Source organism: Mesorhizobium sp. M1D.F.Ca.ET.231.01.1.1 (assembly GCF_003999155.2).
Taxonomy (GTDB): domain Bacteria; phylum Pseudomonadota; class Alphaproteobacteria; order Rhizobiales; family Rhizobiaceae; genus Mesorhizobium.
In genome coordinates this window covers 1-564 of the sequence record NZ_RZOZ02000051.1, presented here as the reverse complement: position 1 = coordinate 564, position 564 = coordinate 1, and the positions used below count along the sequence as shown (strand labels likewise).

Here is a 564-nt window from a genome sequence, read left to right as displayed (position 1 = left end):
GGATGGTCAGCGCCATCAGCGGCACGCCGACGAAACCAACGGCGCCGCCGAAGCCGCCTTTCGACAGGCCGACAAGGATCACCGCGGGAGAGGCGGCGGCATAGAACCACGGATCGCTGAGCAGGCCTGACATCGGCAAAGGGAAGGTTGAGGAAGGCGGGACTTCAGCCATAGCGCAGAACACGGCCTGCGGGATAGTCATTTATGCCGGCATCCGTTATTGCCGGCCAAGATGAACGACCGGCCGCATCGCAATGCTTTGTCGGCCGGTTCGCCAACTCCGAGGTGTGGAAATGAGCGCGATCAGCATTCGCCGGGCACGCGAAACGGATGTTGCGGCGATCGTCGCGATGCTTGCCGACGACGCGCTCGGTCGGGCCCGTGAAGACGCCAGCCTGCCGCTGTCGCAAGCCTATCTGGATGCCTTCGCCACGATAGACGGCGATCCGAACCAGTTCCTTGCCGTGATGACCGACGGCGACGAAATCATCGGCACGCTGCAGATCACCTTTATTGCCGGACTGTCGCTGCGCGGCGCCCGGCGCGGGCAGATCGAGGCTGTGC

2 pseudogenes are annotated in these 564 nt (G+C 64.0%); one reads left to right on the top strand and one right to left on the bottom strand.

From position 1 onward, the window contains the following. A pseudogene (locus tag EN874_RS32200) lies at nt 1-172 on the bottom strand (sulfite exporter TauE/SafE family protein); the annotation flags it as partial. A gap of 121 nt (nt 173-293) precedes the next feature. On the opposite strand from EN874_RS32200, the pseudogene EN874_RS32195 reads away from it, so the two are divergent. Continuing rightward, a pseudogene (locus tag EN874_RS32195) lies at nt 294-564 on the top strand (GNAT family N-acetyltransferase); the annotation flags it as partial.